The organism is Dyella sp. S184 (assembly GCF_009766065.1).
GTDB lineage: Bacteria > Pseudomonadota > Gammaproteobacteria > Xanthomonadales > Rhodanobacteraceae > Rhodanobacter.
The window spans coordinates 1,234,025-1,256,847 of the sequence record NZ_LMUE01000002.1 but is presented as its reverse complement, the minus strand read 5'-3'; the positions used below and the strand labels follow the sequence as shown (position 1 = coordinate 1,256,847).

At 62.4% G+C, this 22,823-nt stretch carries 16 protein-coding genes and 1 pseudogene; 7 read left to right on the top strand and 10 right to left on the bottom strand.

Annotated features, from left to right (window positions below; translation table 11 throughout):
- Positions 1-58 precede the first annotated feature (58 nt).
- A complete protein-coding gene (gene rlmJ, locus GSQ75_RS05550) occupies positions 59-1,015 on the bottom strand; it encodes a 23S rRNA (adenine(2030)-N(6))-methyltransferase RlmJ (protein ID WP_158753476.1) in 957 nt (318 codons plus the stop codon).
- A 140-nt stretch (positions 1,016-1,155) separates the two neighbouring features.
- Between rlmJ and GSQ75_RS05545 the strand changes: the two genes are divergently transcribed.
- The 4 genes and pseudogenes from GSQ75_RS05545 to GSQ75_RS05530 all read left to right on the top strand — a co-directional run.
- Positions 1,156-1,569 carry a hypothetical protein gene (locus GSQ75_RS05545; protein WP_158753475.1) on the top strand — a complete coding sequence of 138 codons (414 nt, stop codon included), beginning with the start codon at positions 1,156-1,158 and terminating at the stop codon, positions 1,567-1,569.
- A gap of 94 nt (positions 1,570-1,663) precedes the next feature.
- Positions 1,664-3,391 (top strand): copper resistance system multicopper oxidase, encoded by a 1,728-nt coding sequence (locus tag GSQ75_RS05540; RefSeq protein ID WP_158753474.1) that lies wholly within the window; start codon positions 1,664-1,666, stop codon positions 3,389-3,391.
- Positions 3,388-4,317, top strand: a complete 930-nt coding sequence (locus GSQ75_RS05535; protein WP_254058442.1) for a copper resistance protein B — start codon at positions 3,388-3,390, stop codon at positions 4,315-4,317. Before GSQ75_RS05540 ends, GSQ75_RS05535 begins: the two co-directional genes overlap by 4 nt.
- Before the next feature lie 9 nt (positions 4,318-4,326).
- Positions 4,327-4,878 (top strand): annotated as a pseudogene (locus tag GSQ75_RS05530) (cytochrome c); the annotation flags it as partial.
- A 71-nt stretch (positions 4,879-4,949) separates the two neighbouring features.
- On the opposite strand, the gene GSQ75_RS05525 reads toward GSQ75_RS05530, so the two are convergent.
- Positions 4,950-5,591, bottom strand: a complete 642-nt coding sequence (locus GSQ75_RS05525; RefSeq protein WP_158753472.1) for an NAD(P)-dependent oxidoreductase — start codon at positions 5,589-5,591, stop codon at positions 4,950-4,952.
- Positions 5,592-5,721: 130 nt separating this feature from the next.
- On the opposite strand from GSQ75_RS05525, the gene GSQ75_RS05520 reads away from it, so the two are divergent.
- Positions 5,722-6,618 (top strand): LysR family transcriptional regulator, encoded by an 897-nt coding sequence (locus tag GSQ75_RS05520; RefSeq protein WP_158753471.1) that lies wholly within the window; start codon positions 5,722-5,724, stop codon positions 6,616-6,618.
- Positions 6,619-6,633: 15 nt separating this feature from the next.
- Here GSQ75_RS05520 and GSQ75_RS05515 read toward each other — a convergent pair whose 3' ends face one another.
- From GSQ75_RS05515 to GSQ75_RS05480, 8 genes are all read right to left on the bottom strand, one after another.
- Complete coding sequence (locus GSQ75_RS05515; protein WP_158753470.1) at positions 6,634-7,563, bottom strand: DMT family transporter; 930 nt, start codon at positions 7,561-7,563, stop codon at positions 6,634-6,636.
- Between the two features lie 159 nt (positions 7,564-7,722).
- Positions 7,723-7,941: a hypothetical protein gene (locus GSQ75_RS05510; RefSeq protein ID WP_077442687.1), complete on the bottom strand. Its 219-nt coding sequence runs from the start codon at positions 7,939-7,941 to the stop codon at positions 7,723-7,725.
- A gap of 104 nt (positions 7,942-8,045) precedes the next feature.
- Positions 8,046-10,193, bottom strand: coding sequence for an AsmA family protein (locus tag GSQ75_RS05505; protein ID WP_158753469.1), 2,148 nt, complete (start codon positions 10,191-10,193; stop codon positions 8,046-8,048).
- Positions 10,194-10,315: 122 nt separating this feature from the next.
- A complete protein-coding gene (locus GSQ75_RS05500) occupies positions 10,316-10,810 on the bottom strand; it encodes a phospholipid methyltransferase (RefSeq protein WP_254058441.1) in 495 nt (164 codons plus the stop codon).
- Between the two features lie 230 nt (positions 10,811-11,040).
- A complete protein-coding gene (locus GSQ75_RS05495; protein ID WP_158753467.1) occupies positions 11,041-11,508 on the bottom strand; it encodes a hypothetical protein in 468 nt (155 codons plus the stop codon).
- A gap of 14 nt (positions 11,509-11,522) precedes the next feature.
- The gene (locus GSQ75_RS05490; RefSeq protein WP_158753466.1) at positions 11,523-12,479 is read right to left on the bottom strand and encodes a peptidylprolyl isomerase; all 957 of its coding nucleotides are present in this window, start codon (positions 12,477-12,479) and stop codon (positions 11,523-11,525) included.
- A 254-nt stretch (positions 12,480-12,733) separates the two neighbouring features.
- Complete coding sequence (locus tag GSQ75_RS05485) at positions 12,734-13,372, bottom strand: response regulator transcription factor (protein ID WP_158753465.1); 639 nt, start codon at positions 13,370-13,372, stop codon at positions 12,734-12,736.
- Positions 13,369-16,371, bottom strand: a complete 3,003-nt coding sequence (locus GSQ75_RS05480; protein ID WP_216840612.1) for a sensor histidine kinase — start codon at positions 16,369-16,371, stop codon at positions 13,369-13,371. The genes GSQ75_RS05485 and GSQ75_RS05480 overlap by 4 nt, the downstream gene beginning before the upstream one ends.
- A 706-nt stretch (positions 16,372-17,077) precedes the next feature.
- Between GSQ75_RS05480 and GSQ75_RS05475 the strand changes: the two genes are divergently transcribed.
- A complete protein-coding gene (locus GSQ75_RS05475; RefSeq protein WP_158753463.1) occupies positions 17,078-18,934 on the top strand; it encodes a protease pro-enzyme activation domain-containing protein in 1,857 nt (618 codons plus the stop codon).
- A 91-nt stretch (positions 18,935-19,025) separates the two neighbouring features.
- The coding region (locus tag GSQ75_RS05470; protein WP_216840611.1) for a hypothetical protein at positions 19,026-22,823 on the top strand (3,798 nt) is incomplete at its 3' end.

Below are 22,823 nucleotides of genomic sequence, written 5' to 3'. Positions count from 1 at the left end.
AAGCGATTCCAGCCTTCGCCGGAATGACGAGATTGGGAGGGCTTTCGTATTGCTGCCGTCAGCGCTTGCGAGTCGGGCCGGCGCCGCGCACCACCGGACCGCCGCGCAACGGGGACCGCGCTGCTGCCAGGCGCGATGGCGGCAACGGGCTCGGCGCCGGCGGCTCGGCACCTTCCTGTAGCAGCCAGTCCAGCTTCCATTCGGCCGGACGCTCCTGCGACAGCAGGCTGGCCAGTGCACGTAGCGGTTCGCGCAACACGTCGTCGAGGTTCCAGGGCGCGTTGAGGATCACCATGCCTGAGCCGTTGAGGCGCAGCGGTGAATCATCCGGATGCACCAGCAGTTCGGCACGCAGCACACGCTTCGCGCTGCTACGCTGCAGGCCGCGCAGGAAGGGCTGCACCTGGCTGCGCAACTTGATCGGATACCACACGGCGTAGACGCCGGTGGGCCAGCGCAGCAACGCTTCCTTCAGTGCTTTCTCGATCTGCTTGTATTCGGCTTCCTGCGCCTCGTACGGCGGGTCGATCAGTACCAGTCCGCGCTTTTCCTTTGGCGGCACGAGTGCCTTCAACGCCTCGTAGCCATCGCGCTGGTGCACATGCATGCGTGGGTCGCGATGCAGCAGTTCGCGCAGCTTGGTGGCTTCATCCGTATGCAGCTCGCACAGCTGTGCGCTGTCGTCCGGGCGCAGCAGGCGGGCGACCTGCAGTGGCGAGCCGGGGTAGTGCTTCAGGCCCTGCTCGTTGCCTTCGCCGGAGAGGATCAGGCTGCGCCAGCGTTGCAGCAGTGGCGGTACCTTCTCGGCCGGATGCAGGCGTGTGATGCCGTCCTTGTGCTCGCCGGTCTTCTTTGCCTCGAAACCGTCCAGTGCGTAGCTGCCGCTACCGGCATGCGTGTCGATGTAGCAGAACGGCGTCGGCTTGGCCTGCATCGCCTCGATCAGCGCAAGCAGCACGGTGTGCTTCAGGACATCGGCGAAGTTGCCGGCGTGGTAGGCGTGGCGGTAATTCATGGCGGTCACGGCGGGCAGGGTGGCCAAGTATAGACGGGCGGGTGTCTGCTTCCCGTTGCATGGCTTCCGTGACTGGCGGGAAGCCTGATGGATGCAGCTCCAGAGTTGAGGCAGGACAACGCAGCACCTAAGCTGTGCCAATGCCCCGCACACTTCGCCATCTCGTACGCTTGCCGCACCTTCGGGTGCTGGCATGGCTGGCGTGGCTGATGCTGGCGTTGGCGCCGGTGCATGCGGCACCGGGTGGAATGCCGGATATGGCGCCTGCTGCCGGCTACGCCGCACATCAGGCCCATATGTCCGATGGCATGCATCACGCCATGACGATCAAGTCCGGGTGTTGCGACGGTCAAGGCCATGCAGATCACGGCACGACGAATACCTGTCACTGTGCGGCGGCATGCGGCACGGTGTTGCCGGTCATGGCAATGACACTCCTTTCTGCCGTGGCACCCGCTGTCCTGCATGTCGCCTCACTTCGGGTGATCGCGCCCAAGATCGCGCATGCACCACCGCTGCGACCTCCATTGCTCCGGGTCTCCGAACTGACCTGATCCGTCGCGCGCTCTGGCCATGGCCGCTTGCTGCTGCGCGACGGCGGCCATGACCGACTCCGGGGCGCCGGGGCACGCTGTGTGGAGCTGCACCATGAAACCTGTTCACCCCTCGGCAGACACGCTGCCGAGCTACTCCCGCCGTCGCTTTGTGCAGGGGCTTGCGCTGGGCGGCGCGTTTGCCGGCATCGGGATGTGGCGCTCGTCGCCCGTCTGGGCGCTGACCAGCGCGGGCCAGCCGACGGTCCCGGGCGGCACCGATTTTTCACTCGACGTGATCGAGGCGCCGGTGAACTACACCGGCGCGCCGCGACTCGCCACCACGGTGAACGGCAGCGTGCCGGGCCCGGTGCTGCGCATGCGCCAGGGCTCGACTGTCACGCTGCGCGTCACCAACCGGTTGCGCGCGCCCACCTCGATCCACTGGCATGGCATCGTGCTGCCGTTCCAGATGGACGGCGTGCCGGGGATCAGCTTTCCCGGCATCGCGCCGGGGGAGACCTTCGTCTACCGATTCACGCTGCGCCAGTCCGGCACCTACTGGTATCACTCGCACTCGGACTTCCAGGAGCAGACCGGACTCTATGGCGCGCTGGTGGTCGAGCCGGACGGTCCCGAGCGCCATCCCACCGATCGCGACTACGTGGTGATGCTCAATGACTGGACCGATGAAAACCCCGAGCATGTCTACGCGAAGCTGAAAAAGCAGAGCGACTACTACAACCGGGCCCAGCCCACCGTCGCCGATTTCATGCGCGACGTGCATCGCGAGGGACTCGCGCCGGCGTTGGCACAGCGGCGCATGTGGAACGCGATGCGCATGAATCCGACCGACCTGAGCGACGTATCGGGCAGCACCTATACCTATCTGATGAACGGCGCCGCGCCGGCCGGCAACTGGACTGGGATATTCCGCGTCGGCGAGAAGATCCGCCTGCGCTTCATCAATGGCTCGGCGGCGACGATTTTCGACGTGCGCATTCCCGGCCTGAAGATGACCGTGATCAGTGCCGATGGCCAGGACGTGGAGCCGGTGGCGATCGACGAATTCCGCATGGCGGTCGCCGAGACCTATGACGTCATCGTGGAGCCACAGGACGAACGTGCCTACACGCTCTTCGCACAGTCGATCGATCGCAGCGGCTACGCGCGTGGCACGCTGGCGCCGCGGCTGGGCATGGAGGCTACGGTGCCAGCGTTGGATGCACGCGTCTGGCTCGGCATGCAGGACATGATGGGCGATATGGGTGGCGTGCATGCGTCGCATGACATGGCGGGCATGGCGAACATGGGCGCGGCACCGGCGGTGCGGCATGCGCGCACCGAAGTGGGATCAGCTGTCGACATGCGCGTGAACACGCCGCGCACGAACCTCGACGATCCCGGCGTCGGCCTGCGCGACAACGGCCGACGTGTGCTGACTTACGCCGACCTGCGCACGAGCGGCGGCTCGATCGATACGCGTGAGCCCGGCCGCGAGATCGAACTGCATTTGACCGGCAATATGGAACGCTACATGTGGTCGTTCGACGGGGTGAAGTTCTCCGACGCCAAACCCGTGCATTTCAACACCGGCGAACGGCTGCGTATCGTGCTGATCAACGACACCATGATGAATCACCCGATCCACCTGCACGGCATGTGGAGCGAGCTGGAGGATGCCGACGGTGCGTTCCAGGTGCGCAAGCACACCATCAACGTGCAGCCGGCGCAGCGCATCAGTTATGCGGTGACCGCCAACGCGCCGGGGCGCTGGGCGTATCACTGCCACATGCTCTATCACATGGAGGCGGGCATGATGCGCGAGGTGGTGGTGTCATGAGCATGCGCAGGCAGATATCCACCGCTACTCGCTGGCGTCGTCGCATGCTGTTTGCTTGCATGCTGCTTGCGTGGCCGCTGGCAGCTGCGGCGCAAAGTGCCGACACGCCGGCGGATCCGCCGATGCAGATGGATTCCTCGGCCATGCCGGGCATGAACCATGACGTGAAGCCGGAAGCGAATCACGACGCGATGCCGACCATGACCAACAGCGCCACTGCCACGACGAATACGCGCAGTCCGGATTATTCCGATGGCATCGGCCAGAGCAGCATGCCGGGCATGGACATGAGCGACAGTCAGCCGCTGGGCATGCTCAAGATCGATCAGCTTGAGCTCACTGACGGCCGTTATGCCACCGGCCAGTCGTGGGACGTGGAGGGCTGGTACGGCAACGACAGCGACAAGCTGTGGCTGCGCAGTGAAGGTGATGCTGATCATGGCCGCATCGAGGAGGGCCAGGTCGAGGCGTTGTGGAGCCATGCCGTCGCCGCGTTCTGGAACACCCAGCTCGGCGTGCGCCAGGACGTGGGCGAAGGCCCACATCGCCAGTGGGCCGCCTTCGGCATCCAGGGGCTGGCGCCGTACTGGTTCGAGCTGGAAGCGACCGGCTACCTTGGACCATCAGGCCGTGCCGCCGCACGCCTCCGCGCGGAGTACGAGCTGCTGTTCACGCAGCGGCTGATCCTGCAGCCGGAGTTCGAGCTCAATCTCTACGGCAGCGACGATCCAGCCAGTCGTGTCGGCAGTGGCCTTTCGGATACCCGGCTGGGCCTGCGCCTGCGCTACGAAGTCAGTCGGCAGTTCGCGCCATACGTGGGTATCGTGTGGATCCATCGCAATGGCACGACAGTTGACTATATACGGCTGGGCGGTCAGCCGTCGATGGATCGGCAATTTGTTGCCGGCGTGCGCATCTGGTTCTGAGGACAGCCCATGAAACACTTCACCACCATCATCACGACCACGGCGGCCCTGGCTGTCATCGGCATCGTCGGCGTCGGCGCGTTCGTCTACTCCGGCATCTACAACATCGGTGCCGACGATCACCACACGCGGCCGGTCTATGCGCTGATGCAGACGCTGCGGGAACGCTCGATCGAGCGGCGCTCGAAAGGCCTCACGGTACCGAACCTCGAAGATCCGCAGTTGATCCTCAAGGGCGCGGGCCAGTACGCGGCGATGTGCACCGGCTGCCATCTGGCCCCAGGCATGGCCGATTCCGAAATCCGGCCGGGGCTGTACCCGCAGCCACCCGAGCTGTCGAAATTCCGATCCGATCCGCGCGAAGCGTTCTGGGTGATCAAGCACGGCATCAAGATGAGCGCGATGCCGGCATGGGGCTCCAGTCACGACGACGCCACCATCTGGAGCATGGTGGCGTTCTTGCAGAAATTGCCGGATCTGACGCCAGCCGGATACAAGGCGATCGTGGCGAAGGCACCGCCGGACGATGACATGGGGCCGATGGATGACGACCATGGCCACCCCGATGCGAAGCAGCCATCCGGCATGATCACGCCAGCCGGGTCGGTCAGCGCAGCCATGCCGGGCATGGATCAATAGGCGACGGTGATGCGCTGGCGCAGGGCGTCATGCTTCTCGATGCGGTCGAGCAGGGCGACCGCGTAGTCGGGAACCGTGATGCGGCTGACGCCGTTGGCATCGACCAGCAACTGGTCACCGCCGACACGGTACTTGCCACTGCGTTCACCGTCCTCTATCAGGGCGGCCGGGCTGATATAGGTCCAGTCCACATCGGCCTTGCTGGCACGGAACATGTCGAGTGCTTTGCTCTGTGCAATCGCTTCCGGTTTCCAGGCGTCGGGGAAATGCGGGTCGTCGATCACCTTGACGCCCGGTGCCACTTCCAGCGAGCCGGCGCCGCCGACCCACAGCAGACGCTTCACGCCAGCCTTCGGCAGGTTGTCCAGAAATACGCCTGCATTGGCAGGCACGCTCTCGGGGTTGCCATCGCGGCGCGCGGACAGGCTGGCCACCACGGCATCCGCACCGCGCACGGCATTGAGCCAGCTGGCGGGCTGGGCGACGTCGCCGGTGACGACCTTCAGCTTGTCGTTGTGCTGGGTGAGGCGGCTCGCGTCGCGCACCACGGCGACGACGTCATAACCACGTGACAGCGCTTCATTGAGGATGCCCTGGCCGAGATGGCCGGTGGCGCCGAACAGTGCGATTTTCATGGGTAGCTCCGATAGATGCCGCGCAATGGGTAGTCGGCGGCTGATGGACAAAGCATGCGCGTCGCTATTGGTTTGATAAACAGCCCAATGCATAATTCACTGTAAACCCATAGTTGACAGTGGTGAGCCTGTGGCGAATGAAGTCAATCTCAACCGGCTGGCCGTGTTCGTGGCGCTGGTTCGTGCAGGCTCGTTCACCGCGGCAGCCGAGCAGCTGGGGCTGACCAAGGCGATGGTCAGCCAGCATCTGGCCCGGCTGGAACAGGAGCTGGGTGCCACGCTGCTGCTGCGCAGTACCCGGCGCATGTCGTTGACCGAGGCCGGCACGGTCTTCCATGCCGATTGCGTGCGCCTGCTCGCCGACGCCGAAGCGGCGATCGCACGGGTGGGTGGCAATCGCGATACGCCAAGCGGCACGCTGCGCCTCACCACCTCCACTGACTACGGCATGGCGGTGGTGGCGCCGGCACTGGCGAGTTTCTGCCAGCTGCATCCGCAGGTGCAGGTCGACCTGGTGATCGGCGACCGCATCAACGACCTGATTGCCGAGCGCTTCGACCTGGCGATACGCGTGGGTTGGCTGCGCGACTCCAGCCTGCATGCCACCCGCCTGGGCAGTTTCCGCCAGATGGTGGTGGCCACACCGGCGTATCTGGCTATTCACGGTACGCCACGCCGCCCGGAGCAACTGGCGACGCATGGCTGGATTGCGATGTCCGTGCTGGCCACACCGCTGCGCTGGACCTTTGTCAGCAGCGGCGGCGCCCGACGCACGGTGCGCATGAAGCCGGTGGCCCAGGCCAACAACGCCGCTGCAGTGCGTGCGATGGTATTGGCCGGTGCCGGCGTGGCGGTGCTGCCGGATTATCTGGCCGAGGAAGATATCCGTGCCGGACGGCTGGTGGTGTTGCTGGCGCAGTACCGGCTGCCCGAGGGCGGCATCCACGCGGTTTATCCAGGACGGCAGCCGCCGGCGAAAGTGCGCAGCTTCATCGACCATCTGCGCGAGCGACTCGGTGGCGCGTAAGCCATTCGGCAATAGTCAGTCGACAATGCTGTGGCTTTCGGTGGTGCCGAGCAGTTCGGGCTGCTTCGTGCTGCGCTGCCGACGATTCAACAGTGGATGCGCGAACACCGCCGCGAGGATCACCGCCACGCCGGCGTAGAACCAGTGATCCAGTTCATGCTGCTCGCCTAGCAGCACGATCGCCAGCACGATCGCATAGACCGGCTCCAGGTTCGTCACCATCTGCGTGCCGAACGCGCTCATATGACGCAGCGCCACCAGCGCCAGCGTGAACGGCAGCAAGGTGCAGCCGAACGACAGCGCGAGCAGCAGCAGCGCATCGTGCAGATCCGGCAGCATGAAGGCCGGCCCGGCGTGCGGCAGCAGCGGCGCCAGTGCGGTGAGGAAGAGGGTGCCGGTGCCCAGTTCGATGCAGGTGACCGTGAGCGGGTCGCCGTGCTCGACCAGTCGTTTGTTGAGCGAGCCGAACAGCGCCACGAACAGCGCCGATAGCACACCTACCGCGATGCCCAGCCGCATGCCGTGCGGAACGCCGCCGACCACCATCATCACGCCCGGCACCACGGCCACGCCGATCATCAGCTCGCGTGGATCGAACCTGCGCTTGGCGATCCACGGTTCTATGAAGGCCAGGAACACCGGTCCCAGCGCGATGCAGGTGGCGCCAACCGAGGCGTTCGACAGCTTGATCGCCGCATAGAAAGTCAGCCAATGCAGCGACACCAGCACGCCGATGCCGGCATATGCCCAGATCAGTCGGGCCGGCATCGCGCGCAAGCCGCGCCAGACCTTCGGCATCAGCAACAGCGCGGCTACCACCACCAACATGCGCCACCACACCAGCGGCAACGCCGGTAACGTGATCAGCTTGCCGAGGATCGCGGTGAAGCCCCACAGCAATACGCAGAAATGGATCTGCAAGCGGGCCTTCGTGATCGGTGGCATCGGCGGGATTCTTTCGACGTGACAGTGGGCATTCTAACTGTCAGCGCAGCATTGTCCCGTTCGGGGTCATGTGGCCGCGCGCCCGATGTGATGTCTTCGAAGCAGGCAAGCCAATGGTGCGCCCGGGCTGGGCGCACCGGGGTCCAGCGAGTCGGTCAATCAGTGCACGTCGTGCTTGTGCGCGTGCTTCTTGGCAGCGTGTTCGGCATGCTCGATCGCGTGCAGCTTGTGGCCGTGGGCCAGGTGCGCATGATGGCTGGCCTTGTCGTGATTGCCTGCTTCGGCATGTTCGGCTGCTGCGCGATGATGTTTGGCGGCCTCGTCGAGGTGCTTGGCGGCTTCGTGATGGTGATGATGAATTTCGTGCTGGTCGCTCATGGAAAGCTCCTTCATCAGTGGTGATCCCGATCCACAGGAGGACCGGGATCACCGAAGCTAGGCGCATGCAGTGACACTGTTATGACCTTTCACCCAACGATGCTTTAACGATGCGCGTTGCCAGCCGGCATGGCCTTGGCCGGCGCGCGCATCTGTTCGAGTATGGTGCTGCAGGTGTTTGCATTGGCGTTGTCGTGACTGGGTGCGACCAGGGCGAGCAGGGCGGCTGCGGGCGCGGCAACCACACCGAGCGCGACCGCACCGGCGCCACGGATCAGCAACGGTCCCTTTTGCACGCCGACGTCAGGGTTTTTCAGCGTGCCCTTGACGTACAGCGGCGAGCGCAGCGAGAAGATGCGGAAACCCTTGGTGTGGGGAGTGACGTCGAGGTTGAGTTGTTCGCTGGTCATGTTCGCCGTGCCACTGACATTGATGGTGGCATCTTCCGTATCGAACACGAACAACCGTGCATCGAACAGTCCGTCGGTGGCGACCAGGTCCGAAGCGGCGCAGTTGATCTTCACTGTCTTGTCGCCAAAGAGTTTTCCGATGACGATATTGCCGACGTTAAGCCCGGCAGTTTCCAGCAATGTCTTGCTGATCGCGCCATCATTCATCAGCAATTTCAGCTCGCCATTGGCATGGGCCAACAGGGCGGCCACCGAGTTGCCGCGCACGCCGAGATCCGCATCGCCATTGATTTCGCCGAAGCTGGTCTGCATCGGCGCGAATTCCGGGAACAGCTGCTTGAGCTTGAGATGGCGTGCGCTCAGTTTCAGCGCGCCCTGCATCGGCGACTTGCTGCCATCCAGGTGGATATGGCTGCTGATGGTGCCACCAGCCAGCCCGAAATTCAGCGGGTCCAGCTGCAGCAAACCGTCAGTCATGATCAGGTGAGTGCTCAATGACTCGATCGGCAGGCTGGGTCCATGCACGATGCGTGCGGTGCTGAATTGCACGTCCGCATCCATCGCCTGCCAGCGATCGGTGCGGAAGGGTTCGACCGGAAGCGCCTTGTCGACAGGTTGTGAGGTGGCGTCACCTCGTTGCTGCTTTTCGGTGTTGGAGTCGGCCCCGATCAGCGGCGCCAGATCCGCAAATTGCAGCAGTTGCGATTTCACCGTGCCGCTCAACTTCGGCCGCGCGCCACCGGTGGTGTAATCGAGATCGCCAGCGAGGTCGCTGCCGCCGACACGGCCACGGAAATGTTGATAGCTGAAGTGACTGCCGTTGCGGTGAAGCTCGGCCTTGAGGCGCCCCTCGGTGGCATACGGAGGGGTGTCCGGCAGCGTGACGCCGATGATCGGATACAGCTTGGCCATGCTGGAGCCGGTGAACCACAGCTTGAGATCGAGTGCTGCCAGATGCGTCGGGTCGGTCAGCGTGCCAACGAGAACAATATGGCTGTCGCCGATGTGCAACCGGGCCTGCACCGGGAACGGTTGGCCGTTCTGCTGCAAGGCCAGCACTGCGCCGATCCGGCCGGAGCCGTTGGCTGGCACACCCTGATAGGTGCCATTGGCCTTCCACGCGAACTGGTAACTCGTCTTGCTGGCGGCGTGGCTTTCGCTGTCCGTATCGTTATTTCCGGCGTTGGCCACCGCCTTGCCGGCGGCCGCGCCGGCCGTCTTGCCGGCCTGCGTACGCGCATCAGCCGATTCCTGCGCCACGATCTGGTCATAGGGGATCGCCTGTTGCAATGGCTCGACACTGAGCTGGAGCTTCACCCGGCTGGCAGCATCGTCCAGTGCGATCTGGCCACGATCAAAGCCGATCGCGCCGAGGTCGAGCGCCCACGCCGACGGTGCATTGCCCTGCGGCAGACTGAAGTCCCACGTGGCCTGTCCCTGCTTGTTACGCTCGAGGTCGATGCTCGGCTGCAGCAGTTGCAGCGACGTAATGCTGATGCGATGGGCGAGCAGCCCCAGCGGCGACAGGCGAAAGCGCAGGCCATCCAGATGCGCGAACTGCGGCTTATTTGCCCAGGACGGATTGGCAATCTGGATATCGCGCGCGGTGAATTCCGGCCATGGCATCAGTGCCGCCAGTCCGCCTTCGGCCGGTTCGCGCTGCCACGCTACGCTCAGATCGCCATTGATCGCGAACGGCCGGCCGAGGGCCTGGCTGACCTTCTCATTGAGGTAGGGCTTGAGCCGGTTCCAGTCGAAAGTGGCGATGACGATCACCACGACGACGAGCAGTACCAGCAATGCACCCACGATCCAGCTCAATACCTTGCGGCTGCGTTTCATCGGTTGCTTCCCGCGCGACGCCCTGCAACTACGAGCTCTTGCCCGTACTGATAGCGCAGTCAATGGCAAGGTTTTGTGTGGAAACCCTTGAAAGACTCAGCAGTGACTCGTGCACAACGGTTTCACGCCGCGACGCGGTTGCGCTGACGTCGACCGATGCGATACACCGCCGCTGGCGGCAGATTGAACAACACGCTGCCGATGCGTACCGCTTCGAGGTCGAGTCGTTCCAGCAGACGACGCGGCAACGGGCAGCGCGGGCCGTAAGTGAACTGGTAGAACGCCCCGTCGGCGTGCAGCTGCCGCTCGAACACGCCCTGGATGATCGCTGCGACCTGACTAGCCGGCATCGACAGCAGCGGTAGCCCGCTAACCACGGCACTGGCGCGCTCGTCGCCGAACAGCGGGAGTGCTTCGCCCAGCTGCGCGGCATCCATGCTCAATACATGCGCACCCGGATAGCGACGTGCAAGGGCATTCGCGAAGACCGGGTCGGCCTCGATCAGCGCCAGGCGATGGGTCGGTACGCCACGAGCGACCAGTGCGCGGGTGAATACGCCGGTGCCGGGACCCAGCTCGATCACCGGGCCATCGAGATGGTTGACGTGCGTCGTCATCAGCCGCGCCAGAGAGGGTCCTGACGGTGTCAGCGCGCCGATGCTGCGTGGAGCCCGCATCCATGCACGCAAGAAAGTCAGGGTATCGTTCAACGGCATCGTGTCTTCCGAATGGACGGGTGAAGAGTGCACGTGCAAGCGAATGCGCACCCCCGTAAATTAACCGACAAGGCTGAACACAATGTTTTCATGGGATGGTCGATGGCAGCTGCGGCGCATATCGCCTGAAGTCAGGGTACATGCTGGTTACGCTCGAACTGCAAAGCCAGCGTGCTGCCCACAGGAATCAACTGCCATTGTGCCGTCAGCTCCAGGATTCTCTTGCGCAAGGCCTCAAGGTCATCAGCTTGTATGGCCAAAGGCTCGCATTGGCGAGCATTGCAAGTGACTTGATACAAATCCAGCATGTCTGTGGCAGAGCTGCTCCAACCTGACCACCCATCTGCCTGGAACACCTCGACCAGGCGTTCCACGCCATCGCTCTCCGACTCCGCCGCCATCTGGAACGAGGTCCTCTCGCCATCAAGAATTCGGCCAATAAAGCCCCGCTTGTGCAGCGTACTCTCGACAGCGTAGTGGACCATGTCATGAGGAATGATGCCTTGCTTGGGGCATGCAATGCTTTCGGCAAGCACCCCATCCCGCATCACGTCCATCGTGTCGTGCTTTCCCGAACCTTTGGTGAAAATGAGTTGCATGAGATGTGCCCTGACTAGGGCTTGGCAGTTGCGACGGTTTTGGTCGTGCGCACCGGCACATCGATACTGCACAGGTCGACCTTGCCGGCTGGTACGGCATAGAACGCATCGTGGCGGTCACGCTTCGCTTCAATCAGGGCCGTGAACGTGCGGCTGTCGGTACGCAACACTTCCACTGCGGGACGTTGTGCCGGCGGCAGGTCCGCAGCCAGTCGTACGGATTCGATCGTGGTCCGCTGCGCCGGCGTGGCGTAGAAGCCCATCGGACCGGTGCCGCGCGGCAGGCCCGACAGCAGCGGCATGCCTTCCAGCACGCGGCCGATCACGGCCAGGTTGCGGTCCAGCCGGCGTGGTGCCTGGCCGATCACCGCATACAGCGCACTGCCATTGCCGGTTTCAGGGCCGTTGTCGCGTCCCACACCGACCATGCCGTAGCAGTGGGTCAGCCATTCCTGTCCGCTGGCCGGATCGCGCGCGACCGGAAAGCCCTCGGAGAAACCGACTTCGGGCGCATAGACATCGCCATCGGGCAGTGCGCTCCATGCCAGTTTCGGATCGATCGGGCGAGTGAATTCCGGCGGCAACGTACTACTGGCTTTGCCCAGCGAACGCACCTTGGCCGGGTCGCCGCCGTCGTCGCCGGCCGGGTCGTCCCATTGGGTCACGAAATTGTCCTGCACCCGCACGATCGCCAGCCCGTCGAAATAGTGCTGGCGTATCAGGGTGCGGATATTCGCGGCATGCCGTGGGGTGAAGTCGGGCGCCAGTTCGATCAGCACGCGACCGGTGGCCAGCTGCATCACCAGCAGATTGTTCGGGTCAGGCTGGCGCCATTCGGCAGCACTGGATTTGGCCAGCAGCTCCTGGCTCGTCGGCGTCGCTGTGGACTTGCCTTGGTCGGCGAGTGCAGGCAGCGCCAACAGGCTGGCAGCCAGCGCGGTGGTGGCAACGAGATGACGGCGACGAAACATGCGGTTCCCCTTCGGGCGACTGGTCGGCAGAGAGCGCAACTTAGCAGAGCTGGGGCGTGGGCATGAAACCAAGGTGTGTTCAGGTCCATAAGGCAAAGTAGGTGCAACAGAGACGCGTTAAGCACGTACTAGGCTGACGACTGGATGCCTAAGTATGTTCATGAGTAGTCCAAACAGTAGCTTAGGGCGTCGTGACTTTCCGAGCTATTCGCGTTCTGGCAACCAAAGTATGTATCAGCACCAATGCTTACCTGCTACATGTCATCCAATTGCACCAAGCCAGACTTGAGACTCAGCGCAACAGCTTTGCTCCGTGACGCAACACCTAGCTTGCCGAGGATGTTGCCCACGTGGGTCTTGACGGTCTCTTCGGTAACTGCAAGTTTTTTAGCAACCTGAGCATTGCTGAGTCCTCGAACCAGGCAATGCAGCACTTCCAACTCGCGGGCAGTCAAATCAGGATGGCTGGTGGTCTTGTCGAGCTTGCTGCCCACCGCGGGTGATAAATACCGACCGCCGCGAGATACCGTGCGAATCGTCGTCAGAAGCTCATCCGACGTTGCATCCTTGAACAAGTAGGCATGTGCGCCTGCTTGAAGCGCTTTGGAAATGTCGCTGCTGCCCAAATTCGCAGTGAGAACCACAAATTTCGCGAGCGGCGACTTGGCGCGAAGCGTCGCGATAACTTCGACGCCGCTGCGATCGGGTAGCGATAGGTCTACCAGAGAGATATCCGGTGAATGCGCCTCAAACAGCGCGATAGCTTCTGCAGCCGTCGCTGCCTGTCCAACGAGTTCAAGATCACGTTGAGAACTAACGATAGCGCCGAGCCCGGTGCGCACCACTGGATGATCGTCCACTACCAGCACTTTGATTTTCGGTTGCACGCTCATCCGTCAATTCTCGCTGTGCTGTTTCCGCGCAAATGTCGCCATAGTCTCGCCAACGCGCCAAGTCGAGGGACGTACAACGACACCCGCGTACCTCTTCCATCTTCGTTCGTCATCTCGAGCGTCGCACCCAGACATTTCGAACGATGGCGCATATTCTTCAAGCCAAAACCGCGCCCGGGTTGCTCGGAGATGTTCGAATCGATGCCTGTCCCGTCATCGACCACCTGGACTAGCAGCGAGTCAGGCTTATATTCCAGTTTGATCGATATCCTACTGGGGCTGCCGTGTTGGATGGCGTTCGATAGTGCCTCCTGCACAATAAGCACCATATGATGCAGCGCTTCCGGTTGGATGATCCACGCCCTGCCGGACGAATGGATGTCCAGTTCGTCCACACGTCCTCCGGCAAGTTGTCGTGCCATCACCGAGAGCGACTCCAGCAGGCTTTTCTGGTCCACGGCTGGAGGGCTGAGGTTCCAGATCGAGGATCGCGCTTCTTGCAGGCTGCTCCTGGCAAGATCACGAGCCGACTCCACATAGCCTACTGTCGTGCTATGTGTGCGCTTCATACGCAGTAGCGCAGCCTCCGTCTGGAAAATGATGCCGCTAAAGCCTTGCGCCAGGCTATCGTGAATCTCACCGGCCATTCGATGGCGTTCTTCCAAGACCGCGGTTCTTGCGTGCAGCCAATTGACGCGTAAACGATAGATTCCCAACAGCATTAAAATCACGGCGATCGCGCCCAGCAGGCGAAACCACCAGGTCTGATAAAACTGTGGAATGACGACGAAGTTGAGGATGCTCTCCGGTTCGCCCCAACGGCCGGTATCGGCACTGGCGCTGACATGGAATGTGTAATGCCCGGGCGACAAATTGGTGTATTGCGCTACACGCTGGATACCGCCTGATACCCATTGCTCGTCAAAGCCGTCCAATCGATAGCGAAATCGCGTTCGCTCGGGCGACGAAAGGTTGGGAGCGGTGTAACGAATCTCCAATCGACGCGTTCCGGGGGCCAGCCGCACCGGTGCGGCGAGATTGATATCTACCTCGTCAGCAAGCATTTGCTCCACTCGCGCGATCGGCTGACGATCGCTCAAGAAAAGTCGCGTGGGATCGACCACCACCACACCTCGGATGGTGGGAAACCATAGGCGCCCGTCGCGTGCACGCCAACCGGCAGGTTGCGAGCCGGCATTAGTTTCACTGCTCTTCATTCCATCGGCTTTGCCGAAGAGGATGGATTGCACGGTTTTGCCGGTTCCAGCGGCCACGGCATCCAGATCATGGCGGTCGAGGCGGAAAATACCTTTGTTCGATCCGATCCATAGGTTGGCAGCGGCGTCTTCAAGGATGTTGTCGATCGTGTCGTCTGGGAGTCCTTCGTGGGTGGTGTATCGCGTGAAGCGGCCATTTTCGAGTCGGAATAAACCTCGGCCGAAGGTGCCGATCCATAGTGTGTTCTTTGCATCGACATACAACGTGAGCGCCACGGCGTCGGACAGGCCATTGGTCGCATAGCTTTGAACATGGTCATCCCGGATGCTATTGAGTCCGCTGCTGGTGCCGACCCAAAGGGTGCCTGTCACGCCCTGTGCCATGGCGTAGATGAAATTAGTCAACAATCCGTCAGCTCTGGAATACAAGCGAGTGTGACCATCGGCGTAACGCACCAGTCCACCGCCCCTAGTCGAGAACCAGAGCCGATCGGCGCTATCTTCGAGAATCCCCCCGATCATGTAAGCAGGCATGTCATTGCGGGCCGGAAGCGCGGGGGCGAAACGCCCATGGTTCATCCGGGCGAGTCCGCCGGCCGATGTCCCCACCCAGAGATTTTGCGCATGGTCTTCCCACAACGACCAGGTGCTGTTGGTCGGCAGCCCGTCAGCGGTGGTGAACACGCGGACATGATTTCCCTGCAGCCGATTGAGCCCGGCCGCTGTCGTCACCCAGATATCGCCGGCATGGTCCTCGATCACTGAATAGGTTTGATCAGCGGCGAGGCCTTCCTCCTTGGCGTAGGTCGTAAAACTGCCGTCATGGAAGCGGTCGAGGCCGCCTTCATTGGTGCCGACCCAGATGTTGCCGTCGTGGTCCTCGTACAGGCTGGTTACCAGATCGCTGCTCAAGCCGTCCTTTGTCGTGAATCGACTGACCTGCTGGCCACTGATCCGAAGCAGCCCTTCAGTCGCACTGGCAAACCACAAATTTCCATTGCGATCCTCGAGCATGCCAACCATGGGGCCAGCCATGCCTTGAATTTGCCAAGGTTCGAAGCGACCCTGTATCCGGCGCACGATTTCGGAGCTCTGCGTCTGTACCCACAAGGTATCGTCGGTACCGATATGCAAACTGGTGACGTCATTGCTGGGTAGACCATCCTTGGTTGAATAAGCCTCGATCTTACCTTTGATCAGGTGATTCAATCCGCCAGCAGTGGCGATCCAAAGGGATCTATCTTTATCCACGATCAGTTGCCTGACCGGATCACCAGACAATCCATTGGTGGCCGTATAGATCTTGATTACTTTCCCGTTGTTGAAGTGCGTCACGCCGCCATAGCCGCCTATCCACATACTGCCATCGAGGTCCGCGGCAAGAGCCAGCCCGCCGCGTGCACTGATCGCATCCACATGCGAAAAGATGCCATCGTGAAAAGACGTAACGCCACCATTGAATGTGGCGATCCACAGTGTTCCTTGGCGGTCCTCAGCAAGATCGACAATGTAATCGTCGTGAAGCGCAGGGGTATTAGTGTGGTCGAAGACCGTAAAGTGCACTCCGTCAAATCGAGCAATGCCACCTTGCGTGCCGACCCACAGATAGCCGTCCCTGGTCTGAAGGATCTTGTTGACTGAGTTTTCAGGGAGTCCGTCGTCCGTTCGCCATACGGTGTGCACGTATTGGGTGATGGCTTTGGCTGGATCAAGGGCAGTCGCAGATTGAAACGGGATGGCGACCCAAAACAATCCAAGCATCAGTCTTGCTAGTCGGCTCACTGCCGTCTCCACGAATTTCTTGGACCAAGTTTCCGGCGCTAAAGATCGCGCAACGCTTACCGAGCCGGTATCAGCGCGCAGAGTTCAATCTACTCCACTCGATGCGGGTCAACGGCATGTGCCGTGTGAAGTCGCTAAGTGTGTCGTTAGCGCTATCTGCACGTTGTTCGATTGAACATGGGGCCGCTGGTGCTTTCGCTTGCAGCAGCTAAGCGAAGGCATGGGCGCCTGATACGGATGTGGGTTTCGTCATGTCGGTGCGCACGTCCGGACTATTTCTTACCCCATCATCACCGGCACGAGATGCTATATGGCTGGCAGCAAGGGCATTCAGCGCCCGCACCCGTCTCCCTCTTTCGAGTGATGGCGAGTAGCTCTATCTACCGTCGTGCGAGGTTTCCTCATGTGCCAGAGTCCTGACAGGGAAGCTTCACCACAGTTGCCAAGGAAGCTGGGAAATAGATTACGCGGCAGTCCTTTCACGTGCGATGCGTCGCTTCGATAGGTCGGCATAACCGGGTGCCATCGGCAGGGATGCTTGGCACCAGCTACGGGTGATTGTCCCTCGATACCGTTTGACGTCAGCTCATGGCGCGTTGACGCGTGCCGGCATGGCGCCAGGATCTTTATTCGCAATTGCCGTGCGCCATGTTCCCGGAGCCACCTGGGCTGCTTCATCACATACCTTTGTACAGGACCCATGACCATGAAGATGCTTTACAACTCTCGGCTCACGGCGTTGGCTATGACCGTATCGCTGGCACTCGCCGCGGTCACCGTCATGTCAGTTCACGCGGATGGTGTCACTAACGGCATGGGCGCAGCGGTAACGAGCGCCACCAAGCTTCGTTCGGGTGATGCTTTCGCGGGCGTACTGCCGCACACGCAGCCCATGCACGTCGTGATCGCGCTCAAGTTGCGCAACAGCGACCAGCTCAACGGTCTCGTCGCTGCGCACCAAACGCTGACACCCGCTCAACTTTCAGCCGACTATGAGCCCACGGTAGCGCAGGCCCAGGCGGTCGCAACGTACCTGACCCAGTTGGGCTTCACTCACGTGGTGATCGCACCCAATCGCCTGCTGGTGTCCGCGGATGGCACGGCCGATACCGCGCAGGCCGCCTTCCAGACTTCGTTCGCGCGGGTGCAGACCCACGACGGCCGCGCAGCTTTCGCGAACACCAGCGATGCGCACGTGCCGACCCCGCTGCAGGGCAGCGTGCTGTCAGTGATGGGCTTGCAGAATGTGTACGTGGCGCATAGCTTCGCGCAACGTGCGCAAGCGAGTGCTGCCACCGCGCCGCTCGCCGGTCACAACCCGCTCGATTTCTCGCCCATCTACAGCGCCACCGGCGTGCCGACCGCGGCGGGTGTCACCGTGGGCATTGTCAGTGTGGGTGATATGACCCAGCCCCCCATCGACTTAGGTCTGTTCACCACAGCCAATAACTTGGCGACGGTCAATACGCAGACGATCTACGTCGAACCGGACAGCGGCGACACCAGCGGTACCGACGAATGGGATATCGATAGCCAGGACATCGTCGGCGCGGGTGGTGGTCAGGTCGGCCAGCTCATCTTCTATGCCACGCCGAGCTTTTCGTTCGCTGATCTGAATACCGACTTCAATGCGGTCGTCGTGGCCAATCAGGCCAAGGTCATCGACGTGTCGATTGGTGGGTGCGAAACCTCCGCAAAGACCTCCGGCGCGGCTGCTGCGTCGGACCAAATCTTCCAGTTAGCGGTGGCACAGGGCCAGACATTCTCGATTTCGACCGGCGACTCCGGTGCGGACGAGTGCGGTGATGGCGGCATCACGCCAAGCTGGCCGGCCGATTCCCCGTACGTGGTGGCCGCGGCCGGTACCCACCTGACGTCCTCGGCGACGGCGTGGGAGGGGGAGGTCGTCTGGGATGATCTGCCCTACCACGGGGCCACCGGCGGGAGCCCGAGTACGTTCGAGCCAAAGCCAAGCTGGCAGAGCGCGCTCGTCCCCGGAACCATGCGTGGTGTGGCCGATATTGCCTTCGAGGCCGACCCGTTCACGGGAACCCTCATCTATGTCAATGGCGGCATCCAGCTGTGGGGTGGCACCAGCCTGGCTTCCCCGATCTTCGTCGGTCTGTGGGCGCGCGTGATCGCGGTCAAAGGCACCGGTGTCGGCTTTGCTGCTCCGTTGTTGTATCAGCTGCCGGCGACCGACTTCCACGACATCATCTCGGGCAACAACGGCGGCGAGACGGCCAAGGTGGGTTACGACTTTGCAACGGGTCGCGGCAGCGTGATCCTCAGCAGTGCGATCCAGCACATCGGTGTGACTAACCCGCTGGTCGCCAACTTCAGCGAGACCAGCAGTGGGCTGAGCGCCAAATTCACCGACAGCTCCACCGATAGCGGCGGCACGATCACGGCGCACGCGTGGACCTTTGGCGACGGCGGCACGGCCACGGCCGCTAGCCCCAGCCACATCTATCTCAAAGGCGGTACCTACAGCGTCACGGAGACCGTGACTGGCCAGAGCGGTTGGGCCGCAACCCAGACCGCTTCGGTGACGATCAAGTAGAAACGCGCGCGCAGCGATCAGGGCCAGCCGCGATCCCGGGAGGCGGGACGCGGCATCCACGGTTTTCAAAACTTAAAGGGTTGGGTAAGTCATGAATGCGAACACGAATGGCCGTCTAAACAAGGTCCGTCACACGCCGACCCTCACGGTCGCGCCCGTCACCCGCGCGATCCGCGCGGCCCTGGCCATCTCATTCACCCTGCTGGCCTTGGGCGGCAGTGGTGCTGCCTTCGCGCAGACCTGCGTCGCCACGACAGCGACGACGGAGACGTGCGAGGGTGCCTTCACGAACACCGTGCCCGGCACCTTCTTTACCCCCGTCGCGGACCTCACCCTGGTGCTGGGCGACAGCGCGCACAGTGTGCCGACCAGCGTGATTCCGGCGGCCGGCTTGATGGGCATCGACGCCAACTGGGGTGGCAACGTGGGCGTGACCAGTTATGCCGACATCACCACCGTGGGCGCCACCGGAATCTTTGCCTACGGCTCGACCTCGGCCACGGTGACCAACAACGGCGCCATCACCACCAATGTCACGGCGCCCGGCGCTGAAGCGATGGACATCAGCGCCTATGGCGATGTGACCGTGGTCAACACTGGTCCCGTCAAGGCGTACAGCACCGGCGCCTACGATGTGACGGCGGTCAGCGCGTATTCGAGCCACGGCGCGGTCACCGTCGAAAATCTAGCTGCTGGCACGATCACCGCCACCGCCCAGGATGGCAACGCGATTGCGGTCAATGCCACGGCATATGGCGACGCCTACGTCAGCAATGTCGGCGCGATCACTGCCAGCTCGGTCAACGGCACCGCGGTGGGCGTCCTCGCCCAAAGCTACGACGGCATCGAAGCCTTCGTCAACAACAGCGGCAGTATCACCGCGACGTCCACCAATGGTCAGGCCGTGGGCGTGCTCGCGAATGGGGACGATTACGCCATCGTCGTCAACTCCGGCTCGATCACGGCGGCCAGCGGACAGGATGAGGCGATCGGCGTCGAGACGTATGGCAATTTGAGCCTCGTCTACAACTCCGGTTCCATCATGGCGACCTCGACTGGCGGCACGGCCACCGGTGTCGTGGCCCAAGCCTCGGGCCTCGGACTCGCCAAGGTCGTCAATAGCGGTATCATCCAGGCAACCTCATCCTATGGCCAGGCTGCGGGTGTGCTCGCCTCCGCTGCGGGTGGTTACGCCAAAGTCTCGAACTACGGCTCGATCACAGCGACCGAGAATGGCAAGGGGAACGCGATTGGTATCGGGGCGTACTCCCAGTACGGCACCTACGTCACCAATACGGGATCCGTCACCGCCACAACTACCTCCACCACGTACGGCGGAACTGCCACCGGTATCGCGGCCGAGACCAATGACACGGGGGTCTTCTTCGGCACCGCCAGCGTCACCAACAGCGGCAGCATCACGGCGACATCCAACACCACCTCGGCCTCGTATCCCGGCGCAGCCACCGGCGTCCTGGTCAGCGCCCAAAGGGGCAGCGCCGAAGTCACCAACAGCAGCATCGGCAGTATTGCGGCGACCGCCCAGTACCACAACAACGCCATCGGCGTCAGTGCGAGCAGCGCCTTTGAGGGCGACGCGTACGTCAACAATGCCGGCAGCATCTCGGCCAGCACACAGGTCGCGCAGGCCACGGGCATCCTGGCGCAGTCGCACTACGGCACCGCCACGGTCATCAACTCCGGCGACATCAACGCCCTGACCACCGGGCAGGTCAGGACCAGCGCCTATGCCACGGGTCAACGTGACTATGCGCAGGGCATCATCGCCTCCAGTGGTGCGGGAGTGGCCTCCGGGACCACCACCGTCACCAACTCGGGCGGCATCACGGCGCAGGCCAGCTTCTTCGCGGAAGGCGTCGAGGCCTCCGCTCGTTATGGCGCGGTGGCGGTCACCAATACCGCCACCGGCGCGATCACCGTGACCGGCGACCAGTTCGCGATCGGCATCGGCACCGGTCGCAACAACTACAATTTCAGGTATAGCAACTTCGCAGATAACTTCACCCAAAGCGCCGTCATCAACAACGCCGGCAGCATCAGCGCGACGGCGACCGGCAACCCCGACCACTGCGGTGACGGCTACTGCCAATTCCTGTTTTCGGGCGCCGTCGGCATCGGCGTCTTTCTCAACTACGGCAACGACATCACGGTCACCAACTCGGGCAAGATCGCGGTATCCGTCGGGGGACCCAGCTATCTTTCAAGTGCCACCGGTATCCAGGCCATCACTGACCATGGCGACGTGACGGTCGACAACTCCGGCCACATCGCTGTTTCCGCCACCGCAGCCCAATTCAACTGGGGCATCCGCGCGAGCACGATTGATGGCGCGATCGCCATCGACAACTCCGGCAGCATCGCGATGTCCGCAGTCGCGGGCTACTCACCCGGCGACATGTTTGGCATCGCGGCGGAAACTGGTACTACGAATGGCGGCGGGACCAGTACTGGCGGTGGCATCTCCATCGTCAATTCCGGTGACATCAGTATTGCTGGAGGAGAAGGTTACGGCATCAGCGCTCGGAGCAACATCGTGGACGGGGATCCGGTGAAGATCACCAATTCCGGCGACATCACGGTGAGCAGTGATTGGGGCATCTTTGCCACGACCTACGATGGATCCAACACCACGATGTTGATCGACAACTCCGGCCGTATCACCGCCGGCGTAGGAATCGAGGCGCAAATGGAAGGTAGTGGCGCCACCATGATCACCAACTCGGGCGACATCAGTGCCGTAGGCGCATATGACGCCTTCGGTGTGACTGCCCAATTTGGCAACTATGACCTCACCACTAGCAGTCATGCGACGATCGACAACAGCGGCTCGATCAGCACCAACTCGGAAAAGTCGAAGGCCGAATACGGTGCCAAGACATGGGCTGGCGGCGTCTACGCCCGAACCACCTACGGTGACGTGACGGTAGCCAACACCGGCTCGATCACCGCAAACGCCAAATGGGATTACGTCGGTGTTACGGGCGCGGCGATTAGCGATGGCGTCTTCACGGTCAATCAATCCTATTCCGGCAGGGACAAAGGGACCATCGGCAATACTACGGTGACCAACGGCCCCACCGGCTCGATCACGTCGACCGCCGAATTCGCCCTGGGCGCCGGCGCGGCGACGGCCAACGGCATCTACGCTAACCAACACATCAGTGTAAATACATATAACGGCAATGGTGGCCGCGGTTACGTCAGCTCCGCTTCCGGCATCACGGTCACCAACGCGGGCACGGTGTCGGCGACCGCCCTCATCGACGCGGCGGCGTCCGGCTCGGCAACCGCCACCGGTGTCCTGGCCGTCAACAAATTGTCCGGCTTCGCCACGGTCACCAACGACGGCTCGGTACTCGCCACGGCGACCAATTCCGGTGCGATTGTCGCCACGGATCCGACATCCGGCACGGTCACCGCCACCGGTATATCGGTCTCCGCACCTACCGCCACTGCCGCCCTCGACGCCGGCGGGTATGTCGGCGCCATAGCGACCGGTGCCAGCGGCACCGCGACCGGCTTGTCGGTCATCGGCACGACCGTCACCGCCACGGGCCTGCCCGTGGCCGGCACGGTGACCGCCGGCAATGCCGGTACGATCAGGGCGGTCTTCTACGGTGCCGGCAAAGCTTACGGCGCGATGATCACCTCGGCCGGCGACGTGACTTTCACCAACTCAGGGAATATCCACGCGAACGCTGCCCATGCCGTGACGGTCGATCTGACTGCCGCGACCACCGCGACCCTCATTAATACTGGCTTGATCGTCGCCAGGCCGACGGTGCTGAACACCAACGGCATTGCGGTGGAGACCAGTGCGCCGAACGCGGTCATCCAGAACAGTGGAACGATCACCGGAAAACTGCGC

Excerpts from the sequence above, each read along its gene's own strand:
- rlmJ (WP_158753476.1), bottom strand. The coding sequence starts at position 1,015 with ATGAATTACCGCCACGCCTACCACGCCGGCAACTTCGCCGATGTCCTG.
- GSQ75_RS05545 (WP_158753475.1), top strand. The coding sequence starts at position 1,156 with ATGCCCCGCACACTTCGCCATCTCGTACGCTTGCCGCACCTTCGGGTG.
- GSQ75_RS05540 (WP_158753474.1), top strand. The coding sequence starts at position 1,664 with ATGAAACCTGTTCACCCCTCGGCAGACACGCTGCCGAGCTACTCCCGC.
- GSQ75_RS05535 (WP_254058442.1), top strand. The coding sequence starts at position 3,388 with ATGAGCATGCGCAGGCAGATATCCACCGCTACTCGCTGGCGTCGTCGC.
- GSQ75_RS05525 (WP_158753472.1), bottom strand. The coding sequence starts at position 5,591 with ATGAAAATCGCACTGTTCGGCGCCACCGGCCATCTCGGCCAGGGCATC.
- GSQ75_RS05515 (WP_158753470.1), bottom strand. The coding sequence starts at position 7,563 with ATGCCACCGATCACGAAGGCCCGCTTGCAGATCCATTTCTGCGTATTG.
- GSQ75_RS05510 (WP_077442687.1), bottom strand. The coding sequence starts at position 7,941 with ATGAGCGACCAGCACGAAATTCATCATCACCATCACGAAGCCGCCAAG.
- GSQ75_RS05505 (WP_158753469.1), bottom strand. The coding sequence starts at position 10,193 with ATGAAACGCAGCCGCAAGGTATTGAGCTGGATCGTGGGTGCATTGCTG.
- GSQ75_RS05500 (WP_254058441.1), bottom strand. The coding sequence starts at position 10,810 with ATGACGACGCACGTCAACCATCTCGATGGCCCGGTGATCGAGCTGGGT.
- GSQ75_RS05495 (WP_158753467.1), bottom strand. The coding sequence starts at position 11,508 with ATGCAACTCATTTTCACCAAAGGTTCGGGAAAGCACGACACGATGGAC.
- GSQ75_RS05490 (WP_158753466.1), bottom strand. The coding sequence starts at position 12,479 with ATGTTTCGTCGCCGTCATCTCGTTGCCACCACCGCGCTGGCTGCCAGC.
- GSQ75_RS05485 (WP_158753465.1), bottom strand. The coding sequence starts at position 13,372 with ATGAGCGTGCAACCGAAAATCAAAGTGCTGGTAGTGGACGATCATCCA.
- GSQ75_RS05475 (WP_158753463.1), top strand. The coding sequence starts at position 17,078 with ATGAAGATGCTTTACAACTCTCGGCTCACGGCGTTGGCTATGACCGTA.